Origin of the sequence: Streptomyces sp. NPDC091287, assembly GCF_044768525.1 — a bacterium.
Lineage (GTDB): Bacteria > Actinomycetota > Actinomycetes > Streptomycetales > Streptomycetaceae > Streptomyces.
Genome location: NZ_JBIVUV010000009.1, coordinates 1 through 20,734, shown reverse-complemented (window position 1 = coordinate 20,734; position 20,734 = coordinate 1). Strand labels below are relative to the sequence as shown.

The following is a 20,734-nucleotide window of genomic DNA, read 5'->3' as shown; positions in this document are numbered from 1 at the left end:
CTTTCGCCCTCCGGTCCCGCAGACACCGGTCACGGGCGGCGGCGGATTCAGGAAATGGCTACTTCTCGCCTGCCGCGCGGAGCCGGGGTGCTGCGGCCCCGTCTTCACCAGCGGGGAGAGCAGGTGATCGGGATCAACCACGGCATCGTCGGAGCCGCCCAGGACCCGGAACTCCGCTTAGCCGTGCAGGAGTTGACGGCCCGCCTCCGCGACCTCACCGCCCACCTCACCCCGGACCAGGCCCGCACGGTCGAAGAGACCCTGCCCGTGCTCGCCCTGGACCGCGAGGCCATGACCGGGCGCGGCCTCACCCTGGCGCGGCTCGGGCAGCTCACCACCGCGGTCGGCCCGGTGGCCCAGCCCGTCGCGGACGCGCTGGGACGGGTGCTCGGACTGCTGGGCTAGGGCCTGTCTGACAATTCCCGCCTGCCTCACGACGCCATGCACGCACTCTCGCCACACCGACCCCAGACCCAAGTACGTCCAGTACGAGGGCCTGGGGCCGGCACGCCGAGAGCGCGCACCTGACGCCGCGCGGCCGCCCTGCGGACGACGACGGGAATTGTCAGACAGGCCCTAGGAGCGCCGAGCCGAGGGCCCCGCAAGGCCCCCGCCCCGCGAGGCCCCCGGCCCGGTGGGCCCCGGCCCGCCGACTCACCCGCGCGGCGCCGCCGTGGACCCCCGGATCATCAGCTCGGCCGCGATGGTCGCGATGCCGCCGGGCGGCGGGTTCTCCTTGCCCATCGCCAGTCGCCCGGCCCGGGCGCCCGCCTCGAAGAGCGGCAGCCGCACCGTCGTGAGGGCCGGCACCGCGTCCACCGAGAACGGCAGGTCGTCGAAGCCCGCGACCGAGATGTCCTGGGGGATGCGCATCCCCTGGTCCCGGACGGCCGCGCACGCGCCCAGCGCCACGGTGTCGTTGGCGGCCACGATCGCTGTCACATCCGGTGCCCTGCGCAGGAGTTCGAGGGTGGCCTCGTAGCCGGAGCGCCGGTCGTAGGGGCCGTGCACGGTGAGCAGTTCCTGATCGTCGGAGCTCCGGCCCTCGTCGGCCCCGGCCCCGGCGGCGTCCAGCCCGGCGGCGCGCAGTGCCTCCCGGTGGCCCTCCAGCCGGTGCCGGGTGGTGGTGCGCTCCGGGGGCCCGGCGACGTAGCCGATCCTGCGGTGGCCGAGCGAGATGAGGTGCTCGGCCAGCCGGCGTCCGCCGCCCCGGTTGTCGAACGCGAGCGCGGCGACGAGGGCGTCCCCCTCGGGCAGCGGGGGCCGCCCGCAGAAGACGATCCGGGTGCCCGCGTCCGCGAGCTTCGCCAGCTTCGCGGACATCGCCGCCTGGTGGGCCGGGTTCTCGACCGCGCCGCCGGTGAGGACGACGGCGGCGGCGCGCTGGCGCTGGAGGAGGGTGAGATAGGTGAGTTCGCGCTCCGGGGAGCCGCCGGTGTTGCAGATGACGGCCAGCTTCTCGCCGCCCGCCCGTCCGGACCCGTCCCCGGGGCCGCCGATCTGCGTCTGGGCCGCCCCCGCCATGATCCCGAAGAACGGGTCGGCGATGTCGTTGACCAGGATGCCGACCAGGTCCGAGGTGGCCGCGGCGAGCGAGCTCGCGGGCCCGTTGAGCACGTAGTCCAGGTCGTCCACCGCGCGCAGGACCCGCTCCCGGGTCGACGCCGCCACCGGGTAGTTGCCGTTCAGCACACGCGAGACGGTGGCCGGGGACACCCGGGCGCGGGCCGCCACATCCGCCAGGGTGACTGTCATCGCTGTCCTCCGTGAGATCACGTGCGGCCCCCTCTTGTCCGGCCGCTGTCGGCAGGCTAGCGTCATCTCGGATAGAAAGCGCTTGCTACGGCTGTATGGAGGGACCTTCGTGACACGCAGGACAGTGCGGATCGCCATGAACGGCGTCACGGGACGGATGGGATACCGGCAGCACCTGGTGCGCTCGATCCTCGCGATCCGCGAGCAGGGAGGCCTGGATCTCGGCGACGGCCAGGTGCTGTGGCCCGAGCCCGTGCTCGTCGGCCGTCGCGCCCACGCCCTGGAGGAACTCGCCGAGCGCCACGGCCTGACCGAGTGGTCGACCGACCTGGACGCGGTCCTCGCGGACGACACGATCGACATCTACTTCGACGCCCAGGTCACCTCGGCCCGGGTGGAGGCGATCAAGAAGGCGATCGCGGCGGGCAAGCACGTCTACACCGAGAAGCCGACCGCCACGGACGTCGAGGGGGCCCTCGACCTGGCCCGGCTCGCCCGTGACGCGGGCATCAAGCACGGTGTCGTCCAGGACAAGATCTTCCTGCCGGGCCTGCTGAAGCTGAAGCGCCTGATCGACGGCGGCTTCTTCGGCGAGATCCTCTCCGTGCGCGGGGAGTTCGGCTACTGGGTCTTCGAGGGCGACTGGCAGGAGGCCCAGCGCCCCTCGTGGAACTACCGCGCGGAGGACGGCGGCGGCATCGTCGTCGACATGTTCCCGCACTGGGAGTACGTGCTCCACGAGCTCTTCGGCCAGGTCACCTCCGTAACGGCCCATGTGCAGACGCACGTTCCCCGCCGCTGGGACGAGCAGGGCAAGCCGTACGAGGCGACCGCCGACGACGCCGCGTACGGCATCTTCCAACTGGCGGGCGGGGCCGTCGCGCAGATCAACTCCTCCTGGACGGTCCGGGTCAACCGCGACGAGCTGGTCGAGTTCCAGGTCGACGGCACCCACGGATCCGCCGTCGCGGGCCTGCGCAACTGCCGTGTCCAGCACCGCTCGTCGACCCCCAAGCCGGTCTGGAACCCGGACCTCCCGGTCACCGAGTCCTTCCGCGACCAGTGGCAGGAGATCCCGGACAACCAGGAGTTCGACAACGGCTTCAAGGCGCAGTGGGAGCTGTTCCTGCGCCATGTGGCCCTGGACGAGCCGTACACCTGGGACCTGCTGGCCGGCGCCCGGGGCGTCCAACTGGCCGAGCTGGGACTGAAGTCGTCCGCCGAGGGCCGCCGCTTCGACATCCCGGAGCTGACCCTGTGACCCGCGCGCCCGCCTCGCGGCGCCGCCGGAGGCCGCTGACATGACGATCCACCTCCCGCAGGGCCCCTACACGCCCCGCGCCACACCGCTCGACCTCGCTCCGGGAGCGGCGGCCCCCACCTCCCGTACGGTCTTCTCGGCGGCGCACGTGGTCGCGGACCCGTACGCGGACATCAGCCCGGACGACCCGGCCGCCGTCGACTGGGAGTCCACACTCGCCTTCCGCCGCCACCTGTGGGCGCACGGCCTGGGCGTCGCGGAGGCCATGGACACCGCGCAGCGCGGCATGGGCCTGGACTGGGCGGGCGCCGCCGAACTGATCCGCCGCTCGGCCGCCGAGGCGAAGGCGGTGGGCGGCAGGATCGCCTGCGGCGTGGGCTCCGACCAACTGCCCGCCGGCGGGACGCCCACCCTGGCCGAGGTCACGGCGGCGTACGAGGAGCAACTGGCCCTGGCCGAGGAGAACGGCGTCCAGCCGATCCTCATGGCCTCCCGCGCGCTGGTCCGCGCCGCGCGGGGCCCGGAGGACTACCTCGCCACCTACGCCCATCTCCTGCGCCAGGCGTCGGAGCCGGTGATCCTGCACTGGCTGGGCCCGATGTTCGACCCGGCCCTGGAGGGCTACTGGGGCAGCGCCGACCTCGACGAGGCCACGGACACCTTCCTCAAGGTCATCGCCGAACACCCCGACAAGGTCGACGGGATCAAGATCTCCCTCCTGGACGCGGCCCGCGAGATCGACGTACGCCGCCGCCTCCCGGGCGGGGTGCGCTGCTACACGGGCGACGACTTCAACTACCCGGAACTCATCGCGGGCGACGAACGCGGCTTCAGCCACGCCCTGTTGGGCATCTTCGACCCGCTGGGACCGCTGGCGGCGCACGCGGTACGGGTGCTGGACACGGGAGACGTGGACGGCTTCCGGGCCCTCCTGGACCCCACGGTCGAGCTCTCCCGCCACCTCTTCCGGCCGCCGACCCGCTTCTACAAGACGGGTGTGGTGTTCCTGGCCTGGCTCTCCGGCCACCAGGACCACTTCACGATGGTGGGCGGACTCCAGTCGGCGCGCTCGCTCCCGCATCTGGCGAAGGCGTACGAACTCGCCGACGGCCTGGGCCTGTTCCCGGACCCGGACCTGGCCGAACACCGGATGCGCTCCCTGCTCACGGTCCACGGAGGCGCACGATGAGCGACGACCACCTCTCCCGCCTCTCGCTCAACCAGGAGACCATCAAGCAGTGGTCGTTGCCCGAGCTGACCGAGGGCTGCGTCAAGGCGGGCATCGGCATGGTGGGCCTATGGCGGGCCCCGGTGCAGGCGTACGGCGTCGAGCGTGCGGCCAGGCTCCTGGCGGATGCCGGGCTCACCGTCACCAGCCTCTGCCGGGGCGGCTTCTTCACCGCACTCGACCCGGCGGCACGCGCCCGCGCCCTGGACGACAACCGGGCGGCGATCGACGAGGCGGCGGCCCTGTCCACCGACACCCTGGTCCTGGTCTCCGGCGGCCTCCCGCCCGGCAGCCGCGATCTGCACGGGGCCCGGGAGCGGGTCGCCGACGCGCTGGCGGAACTGGCCCCGTACGCGGCGACGCGCGGCGTACGCCTGGCGATCGAGCCGCTGCACCCGATGTACGCCTCCGACCGCTGTGTCGTCTCCACGCTCGGCCAGGCCCTGGACATCGCGGAACGCTTCCCGGCCGAGCAGGTCGGCGTGGTCGTCGACACGTACCACCTCTGGTGGGACGACCGGGCCCCGGCCGAGATCGCCCGAGCGGGTGCGGGCGGCCGCATCCACTCCTTCCAGTTGGCCGACTGGATCACCCCGCTCCCGGCGGGCGTCCTGCTGGGCCGGGGTCAACTGGGCGACGGAAGCGTGGACTTCCGCGCGTTCCGCCGCCACGTGGAGGCGGCCGGCTTCGACGGCCCGATCGAGGTGGAGATCTTCAACGAGGCGCTGTGGGCCCGCGACGGGGCGGAGGCCCTGGCGGAAGTCGCGGAGCGCTATGTGCAACACGCCTGCTGAGAGCCCCGCGCCGGGCCTCGGGTAAAGAGATCGTAAAGGGATGCAACCTTTGCGTACCCTCCCGTGTCACACATGGCGTCGGGACTTCCGGGGAGGGGTCCGGGGGGAACGGGAAGGCCCGACGGGAGGGGAAAGCGAGGGGGGTCCGGCCGTAAGGCCGGGCCCCATTCCGCTGTCCGGGGCCACTCTGCCGTTCCGCCGCCGTGCCGTCGGCCGACCCCGTCCGCGCGTCGGCCGAAGGGCCGACGGGCGAAGATCCACCGAGGTGAGCGGCGTGACCGCGACTGAGCGGGCCGCCTCGGGGTAATCGGCGGGCATGGCCCTCATGAAGCGTGTAGCCCTCGCCCCTCGCGCTGTGCGGCAGCTCCGGCGCATCCGTTCCGTGTACCTCGGAGGGGTGGTGCTCTCCCTGCTGGGCCTGGTTCTCCAGGCGGAGCAGGGCTCAGGCGGACGGCAGGCGGTGATCGTGGCCATGCTGCTGGTCGCGTTCGCGGCCCTGTTCGCCCTGACGGTCACGCAGTTGTGGAGGCACGCGCGGACCAGTCACTGCAGTACGGCGCAGAAGCTGACGCCGTCCGCCTGACGCCGTCCGCCTGACGCCGTCCGCCTGTCGGCCCCACTCGGGCGGCCGGCCATCAGCTCCGCAGGTCCGCGAGCCTGGACAGGGCGTCGGAGGCCGCCTGCCGTTCCTCGGCGTCGAGTTGGACCGCAGCGGCCTCCTCCAACAGTGCCGCCGCCCGCTCCACGTCTCCCATCCGCTGCGCGATGTCCCCGCGCAGGACGAGGAGCCGCAGCCTCTGCACCGGAGTCGGGTACTCGTCCGTCAGCCCGAGCGCCCGGTCGATGATCTTCGCCGCGCCCGGCAGATCCTGCTTGGAGTCCGCGAAGAGGTCCGCCATGTGCAGGGCGCGGGCGAAGGTCTCCTTCGGTGCGGGCCGGTGGTTCTGGTCCTCGCTGATCGGCTGCCCGATCCGGACCGTGTTCCCGGTCGGGTCGGTCACCAGGAACTGCCGCACCCCGTACGACATGTCCTTCAGCGGACCGATACGCGGCAACCCCCGCGCCGGGACGCGCCCGTAGGCCTTCTTGAGGCCCGCCCGGAACGCCGCGTGCAGGCTGTCCACGTCATCGGTGAGGACGTAGCACCCGGAGTGGGAGGACGCCGGGTCGTACTCCTTCATGCCGTACAGCTGGAGCTCGACCGATCCCCGCGCGACGACGGCGTACGCGTACGGGCTCTTCTGGAGGGACGTCGTCTCGAAACCCAGGGCGGTGTAGAAGTCGACGGTGGTCTCGATCAGCGAGGTACGGCAGGGCAGCATCGGGATGGTCGTCTCGGTCATGCGAGCAGCGTAGTCAAATTTGAGTACTGAGGGCAAGCGGTGTTCCGTGACCGGCCGCCGCCCCCGCGCTTCCTGGTGCGCCCGTGGGGCGGGATCGGGTGCCGGGGACCTTCAGGAGTGAAAGTTCTCGCCGCTCCGACGCGTTTTCGCAGGTGGGGCGGGGCGACACAGGTCTAGACCGCACGGCCTCTTTACGCCTCCCTCCGCTCGTGCGTTACTCATGTCATGTCCATGGCGTCCGGTAATCGGATGCCATGGATCTCTTCCCGTCAACGTGCCCGGAGGTGGCTATGCCCGCGTACCGTTCTCCGTCCCGCCGACTCAAGAGATCCAGAGGGGCTCTGCTGGCAGGAGCTCTCGGCAGCGCCGCGGCGCTGATCCTGACCGCCACAGGCACGGCCGCCGCCGCGCCGCCCGCACCCGATGAGCCGGTCCGGTCCGGACAGGCGTGGATGGGGGCGGGGACCCGCATCGAGCAGGGCCCGGCGTCCGCGGCGGCGGGCGGCGTGACGCCGATGGACACCAGCGGCGTCCAGGGCATCGACGTGTCCCACTGGCAGGGGGCCATCAACTGGGGCTCCGTGAAGGCCGCGGGCATCGACTTCGCCTACATGAAGGCCACCGAGGGCACGTCCTTCAAGGACAGCCGCTTCAGCGCGAACTACACCGGTTCCTACAACGCCGGCCTGATCCGGGGCGCCTACCACTTCGCCCGCCCCGACGTCTCCAACGGGGCGACGCAGGCGGGCTACTTCGCGGGCAACGGCGGAGGATGGTCCAAGGACGGCAAGACCCTCCCCGGGGTGCTGGACATCGAGCACAACCCGTACGGCGCCATGTGCTACGGCCTCTCCACGACCCAGATGCGCACGTGGATCAACGACTTCTACAACACGTACAAGGCGCGCACCACCCGTGACGTCGTCATCTACACGACGGCCAGCTGGTGGAACACCTGCACCGGCAACTGGACCGGGATGGCCACCAAGTCGCCCCTCTGGGTGGCCCATTGGGGAACCAGCAGCCCGAACATCCCCAGCGGCTTCCCCACCTGGACCATCTGGCAGTACACGGCCACCGGCCGGGTCGCCGGGGTCTCCGGCGACGTGGACCGCAACAAGTTCAACGGCAGCTTCGCCCGGCTCCAGGCCCTCGCCAACAACACGGCGTAGCCGCCCCGCCCTCGCGACGGCCGGGTGAGTGCAGCGGCTCACCCGGCCGTACGGCCGCCACCCGCCGCAGTCACCGCCGTTGTCACTGTTACTGCCCGCACACGCCAGGAGCCCGCCGTGAACCTTCCGCAGCCGTCCCGCCGCCACGTCCTGCTCGCCGGTGCCGGCGGCCTGGCGGCGGTCGCCTTACCCGGCACGGCCCATGCCCTCGACGCCGTCGAACCGGACATCGACAGCACGTCCCGGTGGAACGCCCGTCCCCCGCAGGGTGGGATCGCTCTGGTGGGGAAGCGGCCGACCATGATCGTCGTCCACCACACGGTCAGCGCCAACACCTCCGACGTCTCCCGCGCCCAGGCCCACAGCCACGCCCACTGGGTCCAGGACCTGCACATGGACAAGAACGGCTGGACCGACACCGGCTACCACTTCCTCGTCAGCCGGGGCGGCTGGATCACCGAGGGCCGCCACCAGAGCCTCACCACGCTGCGGGCCGGCAAGGACTTCGTCCTGGGAGCGCACACCTCCGGCCAGAACGGAGCGGGCATCGGGATCGCCAACGAGGGCGCGTACCACGACGGCGCCCAGCCGCCGCGTGCCCAGTGGGAGGTCCTGGTGGCGCTCTGCGCGTACACCTGCGCCCAGTACGGCATCGCGCCGAGCCGCATCTACGGACACAAGGACTTCGGCGACACCCTCTGCCCGGGCGTACTCCACGACAAGCTGCCGCAACTGCGCAGCGAGGTCGCGGCGAGCATGGGCTGAGCGATCCGCGCCGCGGTGGCGCGGACCGACGGACCACGGCCGACGGCGACCACCCAAGGCTCCCCACGGCAGATCTTGCAGCTTCACATGCAGATCCGACGTGTCGACGAAGCCGCCGCTCGTAGTCCGGGAGATACATCTCCACCAGCTGCTCAAGTGCCGATCCCGGCTGAGCTGTCGTGTTCACCGTTGCGCTCTTCGCCTGAGGAGGGGCGTCCTGCACTTCGGGCTCGCCCGGTCGGGCGGGGAGGGTGGTGCCTGCTTCCCCGTCCACTCTGTCCAGTACGTCGTGGGTCAACACCCGTGCAGCAGCCGACAGCTCTCGCGCCCGTACGGCATCCGGATGGTCGGCCGCCGCGTCCAGCAGCCTCGCGGCCATCCGCCCCCCCGTCGTCCGGGGGCCAGTGTGCCAGGGGGCTCCGTCCTTCAGGAGGGGAACTCGCCACCCCTGATCGCGGTGACGAAGGAGGACCAACTGGCGGAGGAGAAGGCGACGGCCGGACCGTCGGCCGCCTTGCTGTCGCGGACGGGGACGGTGGTGTGGCCGTGCGCGACCTCAAGGCAGTCTGCGTTGGCACCGCCGCTATAGCTGGACTTGCGCCACGCGGACGGGGCGATGCGGTCAGCGATCGCCGGCTCGGTGCTGTGCATGTTCGTGCTCCTTCGCGATGCTTCTGACGAGCGCCACCGACACTTCCCGTGGGGCCGCGTCACTCAGGGCGAGAGTGTAGGAGGTGTGGCAGGCCGCAACCATCGCAGGATCGTCCAGCAGGCGACCGGTGCGCAGGCCCTCAACCCAGGCCACAGGAGCCGCGTCGGCGAAGGACAACAGATAGACCATGCTCTCCATCAGTGAATGGGCTCCGGATGCGAGGGTCAGCACATGCAGGCGCAGACGTCCGGAGTCGGCCATGTCGGCTACTTTGTGCAGTTGCTCCGCCATCACCTCTGACCCACCGACGCGGCGCCGGAGGGCGCCCTCGTCCAGTAGGACCCAAGTCTCCGGTTTCGAGGACTTGTCGAGGAGCTGGCCACGCTTGGTGCGGCTGACAACCAACTCGTCAAGTTCCTCCGCGCAGTAGTTCGGGCGATAGGCCTCGAACACGGCCCGCGCATATGCCTTCGTCTGGAGCAGCCCGGGAATGAGCGCACCGCCGTAGTGACGGATCTCCGTGGCTTCTCGCTCCAGCTCCGCAACTGTCGCGAAGTAGTAAGGAATTGCCGGGTCCCGATTCTCCAGCCACCGCTCGAAGAATCCGTCCGTCCCCAGTGCCCGGTCGATCCGCCGCGCGTCGTCCGGGCTCGGGAGTCGCCGCCCCGCCTCCCAGTGACTGATGAGAGTCGGTGAACAGACGACCTGCTCGGCCAGCGCCTCCTGCGTCAGCCCGGCGGCAAGGCGGCGCAGCCGCAACTCGTTGCCGTACTTCTCCCGCGCCGTAGGCGGCTTGCCGTTCGCCTTCATTCGCCCCAACTCCTCGACCTGACCGGTGTGCTGTCATGCCCGACCCCCTGGAAGCGTAGCGACTCCCGACCTCACTCTGTGATGGGTTCGCTACAGAAAGAAGCGGCCCTCGTACTGCGAAGCCCCCCGAGAAAGCAGGCCCCATGAAGCACTCCCTTGCCCGGCTACTGAAGCCGGCACTGCGCTTCCTGACCCCCGCACCGCGCCTACGTCACCCCCTGGACGCATACGCCTACGTTCACCTCTACTCCTGTGCCTACGTCGGCGGGCCCACCGTCTACCGCACCGGCGAGCGTCCTCCGCGCGGCGAGGACAGTCCGCTCGTGCGCCCCTACTTCGTGGCGCACGAGCGACGTGTGGCCGAGGAGCGGGCGGCCGAGACAAGGCGGCGGCGTATCCGGGGCGGGGCGCTGCTGATCGCCGCTCGCGGAGTGCACCTCGGCCGGCTGAGCGGGGGCGCGGCATGAGGATGAGCAGCGAACACACCGACCGGGCCGCCGCCCCCGCGATGCGGCTGCTGCCGTGGACCGGCACGGGCGGAAAGTCCTGTTACGTCGTCGGGGACGGCACCGGCCACGTCTCACGGATGGCCGACGACGTGGAGAGCATCCAGCTCGACATGGCGGACGAACTCCTCGGGCATGCGGCCGATCTGTTGGCCGACGACGGGTCCACCGGACCACAGGTCCGTTTTCTCGCGGGCAGGCTGACCGAGTCGCTGCACCAGATCGTGCGCGTCGCGGAGAGCCGTGGCTCTCGGCTCGACGCGCTCCTGCCGGACCGGTCCGAACCGCGTACGGGGGGAGGTGAAGAGGGCGAGCACCTTCCGTGAGACGGCCCGTCGTGGGCGGCCTCCCTGCCGCTCACCGACGGGCGGCCAGCACCGCCGCGAGGCCCTCCCGCAGATCGGCGACGAAGAGTTCGGGCATCTCCAGCGACGGGAAATGTCCTCCGGACTCGGGCGACCGCCACCGAACGATGTTCCGGTACCGCTCCTGGGCCCAAGGGCGCGGTGTCTTGTCGATGTCGCGCGGATACATGGTGATCGCCGACGGGACGTCGACCCGGAGTTCGGGGTCCAGCGAATTGTGGCTCTCGTAGTAGATGCGCGCCGCCGACGCACCCGTCCGCGTCAGCCAGTACAGGGTGACGTTGTCGAGCAGGCGGTCCCGGGAGATCGTCTCGAACGGGCTGTCCTCGGTGTCCGACCACTCGGCGAACTTGTCGAGGATCCAGGCGAGCAGTCCGACCGGTGAGTCGACGAGCGCGTAGCCGGTGGTCTGCGGCCGGGTCGCCTGCTGCTTGGCGTAGGCCGCGCGGTGGTGCCAGAAACGGTGGGTTTCCTCGGTCCACCTGCGCTCGGTCTCCGTCAGGCCGTCCGTGGTCAGGCCGGGCGGGGCCTCCGCGAACGTGGAGTGGACGCCGAGCACGTGATCGGGGAACCTGCCGCCCAGAACCGTGGTGATGTTGCCGCCCCAGTCGCCGCCATGGGCCAGGAAGGTGTGGTAGCCGAGCCTTCCCATCAGCTCCACCCACGCGGCCGCGATCTTCTCGGTGCCCCACCCGGTGGTGGTCGGCTTGTCGCTGAATCCGAAGCCCGGCAGCGACGGGGCCACGACATGGAACGCCGGCGCTTCAGCGTCCTCCGGATCCGCCAACTCATCCATGACGTGGAGGAATTCGACGACGCTGCCCGGCCAGCCGTGCGTCAGGAGCAGGGGAGTGGCGTCCGCGCGTGCGGACCGGCGGTGCACGAAGTGGATGCCCAGGCCGTCGATGGTCGTGCGGAACTGGCCCATGCGGTTGAGGCGCTCCTCGAACGACCGCCAGTCGTACCCGGTGCGCCAGTACGCCACGACATCGACGAGGTCGGCTAGCGGAACGCCCTGGTCCCATCGGCGGGGGCCGGGCGGGGCGCCCTGGACGGTCTCGGCCTCCGGCAGTCGCGCCGCGGCCAGTCGCGCCCGCAGATCGTCGAGGTCGGCGTCGGTCGCGTGGGTCTCGTGGGCGTGGACGTCGCTGATCGGGCGCGGCATGGGGCCTCCTGGCCAAGGCGGGGGACCGGCGTCGATCCATCGCGAACCCGTGCTGATCCGCCACCGAACCGACGCCGACTCATCGTGAACCGGCTAAGACGGTTCTAACAGCTCCCGCGCGCGGGGCGCAACCGGCTAAGCTGGTTCCATGCGTGATGGCTTTCCTGACTTCCGCCTCGGCAGCGTGTTGGCAACGAGCTTCACCGGGACCTTGTCGGAGCGGTTCGGCGACGCCGTGGAGCGCATCCCCGTTCCGCAGCGGCTCATCGACTGGCTGGCCGTGTACGGCCTCGCTGTGGACGCCTGCACCCCTGCCCAGCTCGACCACGCCCGGGAGCTGAGGGAGTCGATCCACGCCGCCGCGACAGCCGCCGCGCTGCACGAGCCTCTTCCCGCCGCCGCGGTCCAGGTCATCGACGACCGCAGCATCGCGGGGCGGGCCGCGGCGGTCCTGACCCCCGGGGGAGAGCGGCGATGGCAGCTCGACTCGTCCTCCGTGGAGGACGCCCTCAGCGTGGTCGCCGCCGACGCGGTCGACGTCATCTCGGGCGAACGGGACGGAAAACTGGCCCTGTGCGCTTCCCCGACCTGCCGGGCCGCCTTCTTCGACACCAGCCAGAGCCGTACGCGTAAATGGTGCGACATGAACACCTGCGGAAATCGCCAGAAGAAGGCGCGCTTCAACGCCGGCCGGCGCGAGACCCCCAGCTGAGAGCCGACCTCCCCCCCAGCAGGGCGGGCGTCCGCGCGAGAGGGTTACCGCCGCCCGCCCTGCGACCCGGGTGCCAACGCGGGGGTGCTACCGCGGTAGGGGGCGGCGGGGTGGAGTGTGACAGCGGCGCGAAGGGTCAGTCGAAGAGATCGATCAGCCCGTTCACCCAGATCGCCAGGAACGCGATCACCGCGATCGCGCAGCCCACGGCCGCCGCGCCCTCCCCGACGGTCGTGGTCCCGTCCTCGCGGGAGCCGGGCTTCCGCCGCCCGGCCGGGAGGCCGTCCCAGTCCAGCGGGCAGCCGATCTCGTCCGACGCCGCGGTGCGCAGGGCCGTCAACTGCTGGGCGGCGAAGGCCGGAACCTCCTCCGACGCTTCCGGATCGCGCCAGGCGACGGCCTGCATCCGGCGTACGGGATCGGCGTACCGCTTCTCGAAAGCGGTCGTCTCCTCGGGGGTGCGGTCCTCCTCCAGGTACATCCAGCGGCCGGCTTCGGCGGCGTCGCCGTACAGGCGGTAGACGGCGGCCAGGCGACGACGGGGAGCCGGTGCGTGCGGGTAGGAGGAGACCAGTCCGCGCAGACGCTGCCTCGCCACCGGTATCCGGCCGGCGGCGAGGTCCGCGTCCACGCGGGCCAGGGTGATGTTCAGGGGCATGGGGTCATCATGGGGCCGGGCGAGCGGCGCCGACGACCGAGTTGTTCACCCCGGTCGCCGCACCGGTTCGTGCGGTGCCTTCGGGACCGAAGGGCCCATCGCCCTCGGCTTCCTCGGCTTCCTCGGTGTCCTCGGCGACATGAACAGCGTCGCCGCCAGCGCCAGGAGCAGCAGCGCCGCGCAGACGTATCCGGAGACCTGCACGCCGACCGCCATCGCCTCGCGGGCCGCCTGAGCCGCCGATGCCGTGCGCGGCTCCGCGGCGAGGGTCTCGATCACCGATCCCGCGCTGTCCGTCACCACGCCCCCGAGCCGTTCCGCTTCGTCCGCCGGGACTCCGTCCCGGGTGAGCCGGTCGGTCATTCCGGAGGCCAGGGTGCTGAAGAACAGCGTGGTCAGGAGGGCGATGCCGAGGGCCGACCCGAGCTCGCGGGCCGCGCTCTGGATGCCCGAGGCCTGACCTCCGCTCCGTTCCGGTACATCCACGAGGACGATGTTGGTGACCTGTGCCGTGGCGAAGCCGACGCCGATCCCGTACACGAACAGGGCGAGGGCGATGAGCCACCAGGAGTTGTCCGTGGACGCGATCAGGGCCAGCAGCGTCAGCCCGGCGGCCTCCAGGCCCAGGCCGATCCGGACCTGCGCGAGCGCGGGCACCGTCGCGGCCATCGGGAAGCTCGCCCCGGAGGCGGCGAAGCTGCCCGCGGCCAGGGCGACGAGGGCGAGACCCGCCTCGAACGCGCTGTAGCCGAGGGCGAACTGGAGCCAGAGCGGCAGCACCGCGATGATGCCGAACTCCCCGAGGCCGACCATCAGCGTGACGAAGTTGCCGTTGCGGAACGAGCGGATGGAGAGCAACTCCACGTCCATCAGCGGCTCGTCGCCCGCCCGGCTCAGCCCGGCCTGCCTGCGCCAGAACACCCCCAGCGCCAGGGCGGACAGGAGCAGGGCGACGAACACCGGCGAGAGCCCGCCGGACCAGGAGAGGCCTCCGATCTCCAGCGGCTTCGTCGTCAGCAGCCAGCCGTACGTACGTCCCTCGATCAGGACGAAGGAGAGGAGACCCAGGCCCACCGCCGACAGCACCGCGCCGACGCCGTCGATGCGGCCCCGGGTGCGGGGCGACGCGTCCAGGTACCTGAGCACCCCCACGACGATGAGGGCGACCAGCGGGATGTTGATGCCGAAGGCCCACCGCCAGGAGATGTCGGCGAGCCGGCCGCCCAACAGCGGACCCACGGCCGCCGCCGCTCCGATGGTCGAACCCCACACGGCGAACGCCTGGCCGCGCGCCCGTCCCGTGAACGTGGCGTTCAACAGGGCCAGCGAGGTGGGCAGCATCATCGCTCCGCCGACGCCCTGGACGAACCGGGCGAGGATCAGCAGACCGCCGCCGGGGGCCAGCGCGGCCAGCAGGCTCGTCACGCCGAAGACGGCGAGGCCCAGCAGGAAGATCCGGCGTGCGCCGTACAGGTCGCTGAGGCGTCCGGTGACCAGCAGGAGCGCCGCGAGCGTGATCGCGTAGGACTCCTGGATCCACTGGGCCTCCGACGAGCCGATGGAGAGGTCCTCGATGATCGGCGCGAGGATCACGTTGACGATCGTCAGATCGACGACGATCAGGGCCACGCCGAGCGCCACGGCGACGAGGCCGAGCCACTGACGTGCTGTGGGAGGGATTTCCGCTGGTTCGGGCACAGTGCATCGACTCCCCAAATTAGCTTTACCGCAAAGAAAGATACCTTTGCGGTAAAGGTAAATGCGACGGGGTAGGTTGTCAAAGCAGGCGGTGGGAGACGCGGCCGGAGGGCCCGCGGCGGAACCGGAACCGGAAGAGAGCGGGGCAGCGCCAATGCCGAACGGGCACGGAGCCGACGGGAACGTCGCGGTGGACGGGAACGGCGCGGCCGGCCACGAGGCGCCGCGGGTCGACCGGGTGATGGACGGCCTGCGCGCCTTCGGGGCCAACTACACCGAGTTCACCCGCCGTTTCGCAGCCTGGCTCGGGCTGCACTCCACCGACGCCGCCGCCCTGGTCGAGATCCTCTACGCGGAGGACCAGGGCGTGCCCCTGTCACCGGCCCGGCTCAGTGAGCGCGTCTCGCTCTCCTCCGGCGCGACCGCCATCCTCCTCAAGCGGCTCGAACAGGCGGGACACATCGTCCGCACCCGCGAGAGCACCGACCGCCGGGTGGTGACCCTGCGCAGCAGCCCCGACATCCGGCCGAGGGCCATCGCGTTCTTCGGCCCGTACTCCGAGCGGATGGCCGAGACGATGGCCGCCTACTCCCCGCAGGAGATCCAGCGGTTCGAGCAGTTCCTCGGCGGCCTGCGTTCGACCATGGACACCCTGCTGGCCAACGAGTACCGGGACGGCGGCCCGGGCCCCGCACCCCGTGACGGCCCCCGCACCCCGTGACCGGCCCGCATCCCGTGACGGCCTCGCATCCCGTGACGGCCCGGCATCCCGTGACGGGCCCCCGGGCCGCGAACCGCCCTGTCAGTGGCACCCGGTAGCGTCGGGCCATGTCCAACATGGCCGTCCTCGAAGGTGTCCTGGAGCGGATCACCTACGCCAACGAGGAGAACGGGTACACGGTCGCCCGCGTCGACACCGGACGCGGAGCCGGGGACCTCCTCACCGTCGTCGGCGCGCTGCTGGGCGCGCAGGTCGGCGAATCGCTGCGGATGGAGGGCCGTTGGGGCTCACACGCGCAGTACGGCAAGCAGTTCACCGTGGAGAACTACACCACCGTGCTGCCCGCCACCATCCAGGGCATCCGCCGCTATCTCGGCTCCGGGCTGATCAAGGGGATCGGGCCGGTGATGGCCGACCGGATCACCACCCACTTCGGCGTCGACACCCTCGACATCATCGAGCAGGAACCGAAGCGCCTCGTCGAGGTCCCCGGCCTCGGCCCCAAACGCACGAAGATGATCGCGACCGCCTGGGAGGAGCAGAAGGCGATCAAGGAGGTCATGGTCTTCCTCCAGAGCGTCGAGGTCTCCACCTCCATCGCCGTCCGCATCTACAAGAAGTACGAGGACGCCTCGATCTCCGTCGTGAAGAACCAGCCCTACCGGCTGGCCGCCGACGTCTGGGGCATCGGCTTCCTCACCGCCGACCGGATCGCCCAGGCCGTCGGCATCCCGCACGACAGCCCCGAGCGGGTCAAGGCCGGCCTCCAGTACGCCCTGTCCCAGTCCTCCGACCAGGGGCACTGCTACCTCCCCGAGGAGCGGCTCATCGCGGACGGCGTCAAGCTGCTCCAGGTCGACACCGGGCTGGTCATCGAGTGCCTGGCCGAGCTCGCCGCCGATCCGGAGGGCGTCGTACGGGAGAAGGTGCCGTCCCCCGAGGGCGGCGAACCGATCACCGCTGTCTACCTCGTCCCCTTCCACCGGGCCGAGCTGTCCCTCGCCGGGCAGGTCCGCCGTCTGCTGAAGACCGGCGAGGACCGCATGCCGGCCTTCAGGGACGTGGACTGGGACAAGGCCCTGGCCTGGCTCGCCACCCGTACGGGGGCCACCCTCGCGCCCGAGCAGGAACAGGCCGTACGGCTCGCGCTCAGCCGGAAGGTGGCCGTGCTGACCGGCGGCCCCGGCTGCGGGAAGTCGTTCACCGTACGGTCCATCGTCGAGCTGGCCCGGGCCAAGCGGGCGAAGGTCGTGCTGGCCGCGCCCACCGGCCGGGCCGCCAAGCGGCTCGCCGAGCTGACCGGGGCCGAGGCGTCCACCGTGCACCGGCTCCTGGAGCTGAAGCCGGGCGGGGACGCGGCCTACGACCGGGACCGCCCGCTGGACGCGGATCTGGTCGTCGTGGACGAGGCGTCGATGCTCGATCTGCTGCTCGCCAACAAGCTCGTGAAGGCGGTGGCACCCGGTGCCCACCTCCTCCTCGTGGGCGACGTCGACCAGCTGCCCTCGGTCGGCGCGGGGGAGGTGCTGGGCGATCTGCTCGCGGAGGGCGGCCCGGTCCCCGCCGTCCGGCTCACCCGGATCTTCCGCCAGGCCCAGCAGTCCGGCGTCGTGACCAACGCCCACCGGATCAACGCCGGGCAGCCGCCGCTCACGGAGGGGCTGAGCGACTTCTTCCTCTTCGTGGAGGACGAGACGGAGGACGCGGGCAAGCTCGCCGTCGATGTGGCGGCCCGCCGTATTCCGGCCAAATTCGGCCTCGACCCCCGCCGTGACGTGCAGGTTCTCGCCCCGATGCACCGGGGCCCGGCGGGTGCGGGGAATCTGAACGGGCTGCTCCAGCAGGCCATCACCCCGGCCCGCCCCGACCTCCCCGAGAAGCGGTTCGGCGGCCGGGTCTTCCGGGTCGGCGACAAGGTCACCCAGATCCGAAACAACTACGACAAGGGCGAGAACGGCGTCTTCAACGGCACGGTCGGCGTCGTCACCGGTCTTGACCCGGACGAACAGAAGCTCACCGTCCACACCGACGAGGACGAGGAGATCGGGTACGACTTCGACGAGCTGGACGAGCTGGCCCACGCGTACGCCATGACCATCCACCGCTCCCAGGGCAGTGAGTATCCGGCCGTCGTCATCCCCGTCACCACCAGTGCTTGGATGATGCTCCAGCGCAACCTGCTCTACACGGCCGTGACGAGGGCCAAGAAGCTGGTGGTCCTGGTCGGGTCCCGTAAGGCGATCGGCCAGGCGGTCCGCACGGTTTCCGCAGGCAGACGCTGTACGGCGCTGGATTTCCGGCTCCGGGGCGGCTCCGGAGAAGACTTCGCGTGAGCCGTGGAAAAAATGATCGATCAAATCGGTGGGAAACATCACGGAGGTCTTCCGGAACCGCAGTCAAGGGGGCAGGATGAGTAAGTTGGCGGCACTCAGTGCCGCCAATGAGTCCAATGGACGACCCCGAGTGCACTCTCCTGAGCCGAATGGGGGAGGGTGGAAGACAGTCAGGGCACCTCGAAGAAGAGGCACTACGTCGGTGAGGGATGACGTGAGCGAGCACACCAACAACGCTGTAGTACTGCGGTACGGCGATGACGAGTACACCTACCCGGTGATCGACAGCACCGTCGGCGACAAGGGCTTCGATATCGGGAAGCTCCGGGCCAATACCGGCCTGGTGACGCTGGACAGCGGATACGGCAACACCGCCGCCTATAAATCCGCCATCACGTACCTCGACGGTGAGCAGGGCATTCTGCGCTACCGCGGATACCCGATCGAGCAGCTCGCCGAGCGCTCGTCGTTCCTCGAGGTCGCGTACACGCTGATCAACGGCGATCTGCCGAGGGTCGATGAGCTGGCGACCTTCAAGAACGAGATCACCCAGCACACGCTGCTGCACGAGGACGTCAAGCGGTTCTTCGACGGCTTCCCGCGCGACGCCCACCCGATGGCCATGCTGTCCTCGGTGGTCAGCGCGCTGTCCACGTTCTACCAGGACAGCCACAACCCGTTCGACGAGCAGCAGCGTCACCTCTCGACGATCCGCCTCCTGGCGAAGCTTCCGACGATCGCGGCGTACGCCTACAAGAAGTCGATCGGGCACCCCTTCGTCTACCCGCGCAACGACCTCGGGTACGTCGAGAACTTCCTGCGCATGACCTTCTCGGTCCCCGCCCAGGAGTACGAGCTGGACCCGGTCGTCGTCTCGGCCCTGGACAAGCTGCTCATCCTGCACGCGGACCACGAGCAGAACTGTTCGACCTCCACCGTGCGTCTGGTCGGCTCCTCGCAGGCGAACATGTTCGCCTCGATCTCCGCCGGTATCTCGGCGCTGTGGGGCCCTCTGCACGGTGGCGCCAACCAGTCGGTCCTGGAGATGCTGGAAGGCATCCAGGCCAACGGCGGCGACGTCGACTCCTTCATCCGCAAGGTGAAGAACAAGGAGGACGGCGTCCGCCTGATGGGCTTCGGCCACCGGGTGTACAAGTCCTTCGACCCGCGCGCCAAGATCATCAAGGCTGCCGCGCACGACGTGCTGTCCGCGCTCGGCAAGTCCGACGAGCTGCTCGACATCGCGCTCAAGCTGGAGGAGCACGCGCTCTCCGACGACTACTTCGTCTCGCGCAACCTCTACCCCAACGTGGACTTCTACACCGGTCTGATCTACCGGGCCATGGGCTTCCCGACCGAGATGTTCACCGTGCTCTTCGCGCTCGGCCGGCTTCCCGGCTGGATCGCCCAGTGGCACGAGATGATCAAGGAGCCGGGTTCCCGCATCGGCCGCCCGCGCCAGATCTACACCGGCGAGGTCCTGCGCGACTTCGTCCCGGTCGAGGGCCGCTGACCCGGACCTCACAACCCCCTGTAGTGCCCGGCCTCTTCGGCCGACTGCCTTCGCCCCGCGTACCGCGCTTCGCACAGAGCGCGGTGTCCGGGGCGATTCGGCGTTGTGCGGGGCTTGAGCGGGGCGGGTACGGGGCTTGAGGGAGCTCATGCGGGGCGTGTACGGGGCTTGTGCGGGCTGGAAAGCGAGAAACGCCCCGCCGCCGATCCCCCCACGGGTCGACGGTCGGGGCGTTTCCCATATCCCGGAGCGGATTCCCCCCACGGGATCCGGCCGGGCGTCTGCAGGGAGCCGAAGCTCCCGTTGTTCTGTTGTGCTGCGGTCCGCCGGGGTACGTACGCACGGGAGGGCCGCTCAAAGCTCCCCGGTGCACGTGCCCCGGCCAACGCTTGCCACAGGAGCGTCCCCCAAGACACTCCATCGGACGTCCCCCAAGACATCCCTGGCATCGCACTCTAAGACTCGCGAACCCACCGGATGGTTACCCTGAAACCGGTGTGATCTAAATCTCTTTGTGGAAGTTGCGTGAAGGCACGCAACCGTAGGCTGTTCGTGACGACGAACACGGACGAAAACGCCATGGCGGCTCCCGCGATCATAGGGTTGAGCAGGCCACTTGCAGCCAGGGGCAAGGCCGCGACGTTGTACCCGAAGGCCCAGAAGAGGTTGCCCCTGATGGTGGCCAGCGTACGCCTGGAGAGGCGGATTGCGTCAGCCGTCACCTTGAGATCTCCACGAACCAGCGTGAGGTCGCTCGCCTCGATCGCCGCATCCGTCCCGGTGCCCATCGCCAGCCCCAGGTCCGCCGTGGCGAGGGCGGCCGCGTCGTTGACCCCGTCGCCGACCATGGCGACGACCCGGCCCTCGGCCTGAAGACGCTTCACGACGTTCACCTTGTCCTCGGGAAGCACCTCCGCGTGGACCTCGTCGATGCCCACCTCGTGTGCCACGGCCTCCGCCACCGCCCGGTTGTCGCCGGTCAGCAGCACGGGCTTCAGTCCCAGGGCGCGCAGCTCGCTCACGGCCGCCGCACTGCTGTCCTTGACCGCGTCCGCCACCCCGAACACGCCTCGGGCCTCCCCGTCCCAGGCCACGACGACCGCCGTACGGCCGAGCTCCTCGGCCTCCGCCAGGGCGCCCACCAGCGCGGGCGGGAGGGGGATCGCCGCGTCGGCGAGGAGACGGGGCCGCCCGACGAGGACGGCGTGGCCCTCGACGATGCCCTGGACGCCGAGTCCGGGGATGTTCTGGAAGTCCTCGGGGGTGGGGAGGGGGCCGGTGGT

21 protein-coding genes are annotated in these 20,734 nt (G+C 70.5%); 13 read left to right on the top strand and 8 right to left on the bottom strand.

The annotated features are described in order from the left end of the window. The first annotated feature begins 54 nt into the window (after positions 1-54). Entirely contained in the window at positions 55-405 is a 351-nt protein-coding gene (locus ACIQRW_RS16805) for a hypothetical protein (protein ID WP_403760378.1), read from the top strand. Between the two features lie 249 nt (positions 406-654). Here the strand turns inward: ACIQRW_RS16805 and ACIQRW_RS16800 are convergent, their stop codons facing one another. Beyond that, positions 655-1,755 carry a LacI family DNA-binding transcriptional regulator gene (locus tag ACIQRW_RS16800; protein WP_403760375.1) on the bottom strand — a complete coding sequence of 367 codons (1,101 nt, stop codon included), beginning with the start codon at positions 1,753-1,755 and terminating at the stop codon, positions 655-657. Between the two features lie 109 nt (positions 1,756-1,864). Between ACIQRW_RS16800 and ACIQRW_RS16795 the strand changes: the two genes are divergently transcribed. The 4 genes from ACIQRW_RS16795 (at position 1,865) to ACIQRW_RS16780 (ending at position 5,621) form a co-directional block, all read left to right on the top strand. Continuing rightward, entirely contained in the window at positions 1,865-3,016 is a 1,152-nt protein-coding gene (locus tag ACIQRW_RS16795) for a Gfo/Idh/MocA family protein (protein ID WP_403760372.1), read from the top strand. A 40-nt stretch (positions 3,017-3,056) separates the two neighbouring features. Beyond that, positions 3,057-4,205, top strand: coding sequence for a dihydrodipicolinate synthase family protein (locus ACIQRW_RS16790; protein ID WP_403760368.1), 1,149 nt, complete (start codon positions 3,057-3,059; stop codon positions 4,203-4,205). After that, positions 4,202-5,038, top strand: coding sequence for a sugar phosphate isomerase/epimerase family protein (locus ACIQRW_RS16785; protein ID WP_403760366.1), 837 nt, complete (start codon positions 4,202-4,204; stop codon positions 5,036-5,038). Before ACIQRW_RS16790 ends, ACIQRW_RS16785 begins: the two co-directional genes overlap by 4 nt. Before the next feature lie 316 nt (positions 5,039-5,354). After that, positions 5,355-5,621, top strand: coding sequence for a hypothetical protein (locus ACIQRW_RS16780; protein WP_403760363.1), 267 nt, complete (start codon positions 5,355-5,357; stop codon positions 5,619-5,621). 52 nt (positions 5,622-5,673) lie between these two features. On the opposite strand, the gene ACIQRW_RS16775 is transcribed toward ACIQRW_RS16780, so the two are convergent. Beyond that, positions 5,674-6,381 carry a bleomycin resistance protein gene (locus tag ACIQRW_RS16775; RefSeq protein ID WP_403760360.1) on the bottom strand — a complete coding sequence of 236 codons (708 nt, stop codon included), beginning with the start codon at positions 6,379-6,381 and terminating at the stop codon, positions 5,674-5,676. 290 nt (positions 6,382-6,671) lie between these two features. Between ACIQRW_RS16775 and ACIQRW_RS16770 the strand changes: the two genes are divergently transcribed. After that, positions 6,672-7,553: a lysozyme gene (locus ACIQRW_RS16770; RefSeq protein ID WP_403760357.1), complete on the top strand. Its 882-nt coding sequence runs from the start codon at positions 6,672-6,674 to the stop codon at positions 7,551-7,553. A gap of 117 nt (positions 7,554-7,670) precedes the next feature. After that, positions 7,671-8,318, top strand: a complete 648-nt coding sequence (locus tag ACIQRW_RS16765) for a peptidoglycan recognition family protein (RefSeq protein ID WP_403760355.1) — start codon at positions 7,671-7,673, stop codon at positions 8,316-8,318. Positions 8,319-8,744: 426 nt separating this feature from the next. Here ACIQRW_RS16765 and ACIQRW_RS16760 read toward each other — a convergent pair whose 3' ends face one another. Next, positions 8,745-8,969, bottom strand: a complete 225-nt coding sequence (locus ACIQRW_RS16760; protein WP_403760353.1) for a DUF397 domain-containing protein — start codon at positions 8,967-8,969, stop codon at positions 8,745-8,747. Continuing rightward, a complete protein-coding gene (locus ACIQRW_RS16755; protein ID WP_403760351.1) occupies positions 8,941-9,780 on the bottom strand; it encodes a Scr1 family TA system antitoxin-like transcriptional regulator in 840 nt (279 codons plus the stop codon). The genes ACIQRW_RS16760 and ACIQRW_RS16755 overlap by 29 nt, the downstream gene beginning before the upstream one ends. 143 nt (positions 9,781-9,923) lie before the next feature. Here ACIQRW_RS16755 and ACIQRW_RS16750 point away from each other — a divergent pair, with 143 nt between their 5' ends. Together ACIQRW_RS16750 and ACIQRW_RS16745 are read left to right on the top strand one after the other, a co-directional pair. Then, positions 9,924-10,247 carry a hypothetical protein gene (locus ACIQRW_RS16750; RefSeq protein WP_403760348.1) on the top strand — a complete coding sequence of 108 codons (324 nt, stop codon included), beginning with the start codon at positions 9,924-9,926 and terminating at the stop codon, positions 10,245-10,247. Between the two features lie 2 nt (positions 10,248-10,249). Next, on the top strand, positions 10,250-10,612 hold the full coding sequence (locus tag ACIQRW_RS16745) for a hypothetical protein (protein WP_403761032.1): 363 nt from the start codon (positions 10,250-10,252) through the stop codon (positions 10,610-10,612). A 31-nt stretch (positions 10,613-10,643) separates the two neighbouring features. Here the strand turns inward: ACIQRW_RS16745 and ACIQRW_RS16740 are convergent, their stop codons facing one another. After that, positions 10,644-11,816, bottom strand: coding sequence for an epoxide hydrolase (locus ACIQRW_RS16740; RefSeq protein WP_403760346.1), 1,173 nt, complete (start codon positions 11,814-11,816; stop codon positions 10,644-10,646). A gap of 148 nt (positions 11,817-11,964) precedes the next feature. Here ACIQRW_RS16740 and ACIQRW_RS16735 point away from each other — a divergent pair, with 148 nt between their 5' ends. Further along, positions 11,965-12,528 (top strand): CGNR zinc finger domain-containing protein, encoded by a 564-nt coding sequence (locus ACIQRW_RS16735; RefSeq protein ID WP_403760344.1) that lies wholly within the window; start codon positions 11,965-11,967, stop codon positions 12,526-12,528. A gap of 136 nt (positions 12,529-12,664) precedes the next feature. On the opposite strand, the gene ACIQRW_RS16730 is transcribed toward ACIQRW_RS16735, so the two are convergent. Both ACIQRW_RS16730 and ACIQRW_RS16725 read right to left on the bottom strand, forming a co-directional pair. After that, positions 12,665-13,186, bottom strand: a complete 522-nt coding sequence (locus ACIQRW_RS16730) for a DUF6584 family protein (protein ID WP_403760341.1) — start codon at positions 13,184-13,186, stop codon at positions 12,665-12,667. A gap of 45 nt (positions 13,187-13,231) precedes the next feature. After that, complete coding sequence (locus tag ACIQRW_RS16725; RefSeq protein ID WP_403760339.1) at positions 13,232-14,884, bottom strand: MFS transporter; 1,653 nt, start codon at positions 14,882-14,884, stop codon at positions 13,232-13,234. A gap of 154 nt (positions 14,885-15,038) precedes the next feature. On the opposite strand from ACIQRW_RS16725, the gene ACIQRW_RS16720 reads away from it, so the two are divergent. The 3 genes from ACIQRW_RS16720 (at position 15,039) to ACIQRW_RS16710 (ending at position 19,451) form a co-directional block, all read left to right on the top strand. Beyond that, positions 15,039-15,605 (top strand): MarR family winged helix-turn-helix transcriptional regulator, encoded by a 567-nt coding sequence (locus ACIQRW_RS16720; RefSeq protein ID WP_403760336.1) that lies wholly within the window; start codon positions 15,039-15,041, stop codon positions 15,603-15,605. A gap of 107 nt (positions 15,606-15,712) precedes the next feature. After that, positions 15,713-17,938, top strand: a complete 2,226-nt coding sequence (locus tag ACIQRW_RS16715) for an ATP-dependent RecD-like DNA helicase (RefSeq protein WP_403760333.1) — start codon at positions 15,713-15,715, stop codon at positions 17,936-17,938. Positions 17,939-18,152: 214 nt separating this feature from the next. Further along, a complete protein-coding gene (locus ACIQRW_RS16710) occupies positions 18,153-19,451 on the top strand; it encodes a citrate synthase (RefSeq protein WP_164257273.1) in 1,299 nt (432 codons plus the stop codon). Between the two features lie 455 nt (positions 19,452-19,906). On the opposite strand, the gene ACIQRW_RS16705 is transcribed toward ACIQRW_RS16710, so the two are convergent. Then, a partial coding sequence (locus ACIQRW_RS16705) for a heavy metal translocating P-type ATPase (protein ID WP_403760330.1) occupies positions 19,907-20,734 on the bottom strand: 828 nt, incomplete at its 5' end.